Genomic DNA, 6328 nt, shown 5'->3' on the forward strand with positions numbered 1-6328 from the left:
AGGGGACGACTTTCTCCCTTCTGCTGCCGGCCTATCACGAACCTTGAGCTAGACTCCTCCGGCTTCCACCCTACCCAGGAGGTCCGCTCATGCCGCTGAAGTACCTGCTGTCCGAGGACGAGATCCCCAGCCACTGGTACAACATCATCCCGGATCTCCCCTCGCCGCCGGCCCCGGTGCTGCACCCCGGCACGCTCCAGCCCGTGAAGCCGGAGGATCTGGCGCCGCTGTTTCCCATGCCGCTCATCGAGCAGGAGCTGAGCACCCAGCGGGAGATCCCCATCCCGGACGAGGTCCGCTTCGCGCTGGCCCGCTGGCGGCCCTCGCCGCTGTTCCGGGCCATGGCGCTGGAGCAGAAGCTCGGGACGCGCTCTCACATCTATTACAAGTACGAGGGCGTCTCCCCCTCGGGCAGTCACAAGCCCAACACCGCCGTGGCGCAGGCCTTCTACAACGCGAAGGCCGGCGTGCGGCGGCTGGCCACGGAGACGGGCGCAGGCCAGTGGGGCAGCTCGCTGGCCTTCGCGGGCCAGCTCTTCGGGCTCGCCGTCACCGTGTACATGGTGAAGATCAGCTACGAGCAGAAGCCCTACCGCCGCTCGCTCATGCGCACCTGGGGTGCCGAGGTGTTTGCCTCGCCCACGGACAAGACGAACTCCGGCCGTGCCATCCTGGACCAGGATCCTCACAGCCAGGGCTCGCTGGGCATCGCCATCTCCGAGGCTGTGGAGGACGCGGCCACCCATGACGACACGAAGTACGCGCTCGGCTCGGTGCTCAACCACGTGTGCCTGCACCAGACGGTGGTGGGACAGGAGGCCCAGGCGCAGATGAAGCTGGCCGGTGAGTACCCGGATGTCGTCATCGGCTGCCACGGGGGCGGCAGCAACTTCGCCGGGATCGCCTTTCCCTTCGCGCGCGACAAGATGAACGGCAAGCAGGTACGGCTGGTGGCTGCGGAGCCCACGAGCTGCCCTACCCTCACCCGCGGCGTCTACACCTACGACTTCGGCGACACGGGGAAGATGACGCCGCTGATGAAGATGTACACGCTGGGGCATGACTTCATGCCGCCGGGCATCCACGCGGGCGGCCTGCGCTACCACGGCGCCAGCCCCCTGGTGTCCCAGCTGGTGGCCGCTGGCCTGGTCGAGGCCGTCGCGTACGCCCAGCGCGCCTGCTTCGAGGCCGCCATGCTCTTCGCCAGCGCCGAGGGCATCCTTCCCGCGCCGGAGAGCTCGCACGCCATCAAGGCTGCCATCGAGGAGGCCCGCCGCGCCGACGCGGAAGGCCAGCAGCGCGTCATCCTCTTCAACCTCTCCGGCCACGGCCACTTCGACCTGGGGGCCTACGATCAGTACCTCGCCGGCCAGCTCGAGGACTTCGAGTACCCTCGCGAGGCCGTCGAGGCCTCAATGGCGAAGCTGCCCAAGGTCGGGTGACCCATGCACGTCTTCGTCGCAGGCGCCACGGGAGCCATGGGCGTGCCGCTGGTGAGGCGGCTGGTCGCGGCGGGACACCGTGTCACGGGGCTGACCCGGAGCGAGGCGAAGCGGCCGCTCCTGGAAGGCCTGGGCGCCACGGCGGCGGTGGCGGATGTCTTTGATCGCGACCGGCTCGGGGCCGTGCTCCAGGAGGCTCGCCCCGAGGCCGTCGTCCACCTGCTGACGGCCCTGCCCGAGCAGGGACCGATGCGTGCGTCCGATCTGGAGCAGACCAACCGCCTCCGCATCGAGGGCACGAAGAACCTCGTGGAGGCGTCCATCGCAGCCGGGGTGCGGCGGCTCGTGGCCGAGTCCATTGTCCTGGTCTACGGCTTTGGCCAGCACGGTCCCGCGCCGCTGACCGAGGAGCACCCGGTGGCTCGCAGCTCGCCACGTCCCTGGCTCCAGCCGACGATCGATGCCGGCCTGGCGCTGGAGGAGACGGTGCTGGCAGCGGCTCGATCGGGGAGGCTCGAGGGCGTGGTGCTCCGCTACGGCTTCATCTACGGAGCCGAGGCGGGCTCGACCCAGCTCACCATACGCATGGTGAAGAAGCGCATGATGCCGCTGATCGGAGATGGGAGCGGGCTGTGGCCGTGGATCCACCTGGAGGACGTGGCCACGGCGACGATAGCGGCCCTCGAGAAGGGCCGGTCCGGCGAGGTCTACAACATCGTCGATGACGAGCCCGTGACCTGGCGGGACTACCTCTCCCGCCTCGCAGAGGTGCTCGGCGCGCCACGCCCCTGGCGGCTGCCGGCCTGGATCTTCCGGCTGGTGGCGCCCTATGCCGCCGTCGTGCTCACCAGCCGGTTCCCCACGTCCAACGCCAAGGCCCGGCGTGAGCTGGACTGGCAGCCTATCTACCCGACCTATCGTGAGGGTCTCGCGACCCTGGCACCCGGGGCAGTTCCAGCCAGGCGCTAATTTCTCCAAGGGATGCAGGGAGCCTCGGAGCGCGGACAGGAGCACGTGAGCGTCAGTTGGGCTGCGGCATCTCCTCCTCCTCGGGCCTCTCGCTCATGGCCTGGAGCTGCATGCGCACTACTGCGGCCAGTTCGGGCACCTTCGAGACGGGGATGCCCTCGAAGCTGAGCAGCGTCGTCCCCTCGTGGTTGCGCATCAGCACCCGGACGCCCTTGGGGAAGTGGTGGAGGATGGCCTCGCAGAGCAGGTCGTAGCGCGCCCGATCCGCCGGCGAGATGGGCAGGTAGCTGCCGGGCGAGCCCAGGTGCTCCAGGGCCTTGCGTAGCTCCCTCGTGGAGCAGTCCACGAAGCGCTTGGGCTGCAGATCGCCGTTGTCCTGGGGCACCAGGATGAAGGTGGAGCCTGGCTCCTCGGAGCTCTGCATGAGGTGGGCGCCCTTCCTGTAGGAGAGCAGCAGCTCGAGGCGGGTGATGCCGAAGCGTTCAACCACCTCCTGGCTGAACTCGCGCGCCACCGCGCCGTACCGCAGCAGGGCGGCGAGAGAGAGGCCCGGTATCTGGCCACAGAAGAAGTCCGCGGCGGACTTGTACGGAGTGCCCTGCAAGAGCTGGCTGCTGGCGACGGAGTTGCAGAGCTGGCCCATGAGGAAGGGGTTGGGCTCCTCATCCGCCTGGAGCTGGCGCATGGTGGCGAGCGCCTGTTCTTGTGTCAGTCCCTGGAAGGGATTGCTGGGAGGGTTGGGGCCGGTCATGGGGCGGTGTCTCCTGAAGAAAGGGGTATGGAAGAGCAGCCCCGCCCTTGGCGAGGCCGCCAAGTGTGGCAAAAGCAGGAACCGAGCCACCTGGGATCCCCAGGAGAAACAAGAGGTTGAGCCTTACCGGGGAGGCGAGCTGTCTCCGCCGAGAGCGGAGGAGTCCGCCGCCGGAGACGGTGAGGGAGAGCGGTCCACGCCATCGGCGGATTCTGTGGCCGGTGCTCTGGCGGACCAACCCGCTGAGGTGAGCGCTCAGCCGAAGATGGAATCCCAGACCTTCTTGGCCCCATCCGCGATCTTCTCGGCGGCGTGCGTCACGTTGGACACGCCGTTGGCCGCCAAGCGCGCGAAGCCCGACTTGATCTCGCTCGTGAGGCTGCTCGTGGGCAGCTGGATGTCCGAGGCCTTCCGCGACACGCCGTCACCCCCCACCACCGACCGGCCATCCGCGGGCACCGTGCTGATCATCACGTTGCTGAGGCCGGTGCTCACTCCGCCCATCTTCAGGTTGCCCCACTTGCCCTGGAACTCCTCCGCCGGCATCGTGTAGCGCCTGCCGCCCGCGCTGTCCGCGAGCACCACGTCGCTGATCTTCCCGCTGGCGTCTCGGTTGTAGCCCGACACCGTCACGTAATGCAGGTTGGCGTTCGAGCTGCTGTCCGGGTCCATGAGGACGATCGGCGGCACGCCCTGGTCCACCATCTTCGCGAGATCTTCCACGCTGGCGTCCGTCTTGATCTCGGCCCTCATCCCGTGATCGCGGGCGTAGTCGACGATCTTGTCGGGCGCCGTGAAGACGTCGAAGGCGCGAATGGACTGGTCGATCTGCTCGTGCGTGGTCGGCTTGCCCCAGTGCGTCATCACGTTGGCCAGCGACGTGGTGCCGCACGCGTTGGTGTTGCCCTGGTTCTGGGCCAACACGCCGAGATCGTTGGGGGACAGCTTCGTGGCCCCGCTCGGCGCAACCTCACCCGTCCCCCGGAGGGAGCGGGTGTCGGCCTGGAAGGAAGACACACCCGAGTGACTCGAGGCCCGCGCCGCCACAGCCTTCTGGGGAGCCTGTGCGAGCACACTCTGCTCCGCGCGAGGGGAGAGGCGAACAGGGGCTCGCGAACCTTCAATCCGGGGCATGGGCGATCTCCAAGAGTTTGAGAAATTGTCGCCAGGAGCCGCCGAAAGTTGCTTACATGTGCGTACTCTCTCCACAATTGTCGGATATCTCGTGTGACTGGAAATGACGGCTCATGCTGCCCCGGCTGCCTGGCCACAGAGCGAGGAGCCAGGCGGGGACTCACCTGCCGCGAGCCAGATCCCGCCTGGCCACTTCCGTGGAGGAGAGCTCCGCTGCGAGCTGCTGCACGAGGGGAGCGAACGCGGCGGTAGGCGTCGCGATGCTGCACGTGGCGCCACCGTGGACGAGCCCCACGACGCGGAGCTGGCGGTCCACCACCGGCGCACCGGAGTCCCCCTTCTCCCCGTGCAGCGTGGTGAAGAGCGCCTGCGGTACGCCCGGTAGGGAGGGGCAGCGGCCCAGCCGCTCGAGCCAGACTTCCTGGAGCTCGCCCGGCGGATCGTAGCGCCCCGCGAAGAGGAGTCCCTCCCCAGGCTGTGGCAACTGTGGAGCGAGCGGCAAGGCCGTGATGGGTGCTACCGCGTCGAGCCGGAACAGCGCCACGTCCCGGCTCCGGTCGATGAACACGGAGGTCCCGCTCAGCCGCTCCCCACCGTGCAACTCGAGCTCGATGCTCTGAGGATTCCCAGCGACACAGTGGGCCGCTGTCATTACATGGCGGCCATCCTCGACGACGACGCCCGCGCAGTGGCCGGGCACCAGCAGCACTGTGGCCTCCCGCAGGACTCGAGCATCCAACTCAGGCGGAGCGGCGCCGCATGCGACCACCAGGGCCCCGATGAGGATGCCTGGGTACAAGGAGAATCTCTTCGCCCGCATCGTCGTCCCCCTCATTCCCCCGCGACCATGAGCGGGCTGTGGTGAGCCATGCGGAAAGGATGCGCACCGGCGGGACTTGCGCCTGGAGCAGGGCCGGTCCCCAGGCAGGGGCTCTCAGCGCGTGGCACGCACTCAGGAACCAAGGGAGTAGACTTGTCACACCTGAGCAGCGCTGGCGGGCAAGGGCTGGAACGGCGACAGCCCCGGCAGATCCTGGAACATCGTCACGGCGATGCTCGCTGACAGTGCTTTCACGGCGTGCCACCAGTGCGCCGGAAGCAGCAGCAGGTCACCCTCCGTGAGTGTGAGCTCGCTCCCCTGTACCTCACCGAAGCGAGGGTGCAGCGCCGCGTCCCATGGCTTGTAGGGGTTCACCTCGGCGTACCAACCACCGTCGGAATGGCGGTACGCGTACAGCCTCTCCCAGGCCTGCGGTGGCGCGATCCACCAGCGCTTCCGGCCGACGAGCTGGGCAATCGCACTGACATAACGATCGTTGTGCAAGGTGGAGAGCTGCCCGGCTCCTCCCACCCAGATCCGCATCATGGCGCGGGCACCCGGGAGGCGCGGGAAGAGGAAGTCCTGGCGGAAGCGGCTGTGCCACAGCTCGCGCCACCCGGGCGACTGCTCCTGCGGGACGTCAGTCCCTGCATCCAGCGGGCAGTCGCTGGTGGTGAAATAGCCCACGCGCGCCTCGGTCTCCGCGCGCACGCTGGCGACCTGCTCCAGGAACTCTCCCAGGTGCGTGTCCCTGCGAGGGCGCCCCCGCCGGCGGTCTTCGACGGCATCGTCGGTCTCCCGGATCCGGATGGGCACTTGCCCGTGCTGCCGCCGCAGGTTGTCGAACGTCCAGAAGGACTGGGAGGGCCAGCCGAGCGCCGCGCCCCTCACCAGGAGCGGCTCACCCTCGAGGGCATACGAGGCAGGCAGGGACGTGAGGTGCTCCAGCGGGACCTCTCGTACGATACGGGTGCTCACGGCTGCCTCCCCTGCGGCGCCAGGCCGCTCTCTCCGGGAGCATAGACGGAGAGGGGCTGTGCTGAGGGTTTCGCACCGTCCGGAGCGGGTTCGATTCCCGCCGCCTCCACTTTTTTAGTACGTCTTTACGGATGGTTAGCGGCTTCCTCCATCCGTGTTGCACGTATGTCGCACGCGGGCGCAGAGGGCCGGTCGAGAACCCCGACCGCTTCTCTGCGCGTGTCCGGGCTCAGA

General features: G+C 68.2%; 6 protein-coding genes. 2 read left to right on the forward strand and 4 right to left on the reverse strand.

Annotation, left to right across the window (positions count from 1 at the left end; all coding sequences use genetic code 11):
- Positions 1 to 89 precede the first annotated feature (89 nt).
- A complete protein-coding gene (locus VD972_RS38710) occupies positions 90 to 1442 on the forward strand; it encodes a TrpB-like pyridoxal phosphate-dependent enzyme (protein ID WP_324993854.1) in 1353 nt (450 codons plus the stop codon).
- 3 nt (positions 1443 to 1445) lie between these two features.
- Positions 1446 to 2411: an NAD-dependent epimerase/dehydratase family protein gene (locus VD972_RS38715; RefSeq protein ID WP_324993855.1), complete on the forward strand. Its 966-nt coding sequence runs from the start codon at positions 1446 to 1448 to the stop codon at positions 2409 to 2411.
- A 52-nt stretch (positions 2412 to 2463) separates the two neighbouring features.
- Here the strand turns inward: VD972_RS38715 and VD972_RS38720 are convergent, their stop codons facing one another.
- The 4 genes from VD972_RS38720 to VD972_RS38735 all read right to left on the reverse strand — a co-directional run bounded on the left by VD972_RS38720 (position 2464) and on the right by VD972_RS38735 (position 6094).
- Positions 2464 to 3162, reverse strand: coding sequence for a hypothetical protein (locus tag VD972_RS38720; RefSeq protein ID WP_324993856.1), 699 nt, complete (start codon positions 3160 to 3162; stop codon positions 2464 to 2466).
- A gap of 255 nt (positions 3163 to 3417) precedes the next feature.
- Positions 3418 to 4296: a C39 family peptidase gene (locus VD972_RS38725; protein ID WP_324993857.1), complete on the reverse strand. Its 879-nt coding sequence runs from the start codon at positions 4294 to 4296 to the stop codon at positions 3418 to 3420.
- Between the two features lie 160 nt (positions 4297 to 4456).
- A complete protein-coding gene (locus tag VD972_RS38730) occupies positions 4457 to 5116 on the reverse strand; it encodes a serine protease (RefSeq protein WP_324993859.1) in 660 nt (219 codons plus the stop codon).
- A 156-nt stretch (positions 5117 to 5272) separates the two neighbouring features.
- A complete protein-coding gene (locus tag VD972_RS38735) occupies positions 5273 to 6094 on the reverse strand; it encodes a cupin-like domain-containing protein (protein WP_324993861.1) in 822 nt (273 codons plus the stop codon).
- Between the last annotated feature and the right edge of the window lie 234 nt (positions 6095 to 6328).

The organism is Hyalangium sp., assembly GCF_035629615.1.
Classification (GTDB): Bacteria; Myxococcota; Myxococcia; order Myxococcales; family Myxococcaceae; genus Hyalangium.

What these genes read in the sequence shown, in the direction of transcription:
- VD972_RS38710 (WP_324993854.1), top strand. Translation starts at nt 90, where the DNA reads ATGCCGCTGAAGTACCTGCTGTCCGAGGACGAGATCCCCAGCCACTGG.
- VD972_RS38715 (WP_324993855.1), top strand. Translation starts at nt 1,446, where the DNA reads ATGCACGTCTTCGTCGCAGGCGCCACGGGAGCCATGGGCGTGCCGCTG.
- VD972_RS38720 (WP_324993856.1), bottom strand. Translation starts at nt 3,162, where the DNA reads ATGACCGGCCCCAACCCTCCCAGCAATCCCTTCCAGGGACTGACACAA.
- VD972_RS38725 (WP_324993857.1), bottom strand. Translation starts at nt 4,296, where the DNA reads ATGCCCCGGATTGAAGGTTCGCGAGCCCCTGTTCGCCTCTCCCCTCGC.
- VD972_RS38730 (WP_324993859.1), bottom strand. Translation starts at nt 5,116, where the DNA reads ATGCGGGCGAAGAGATTCTCCTTGTACCCAGGCATCCTCATCGGGGCC.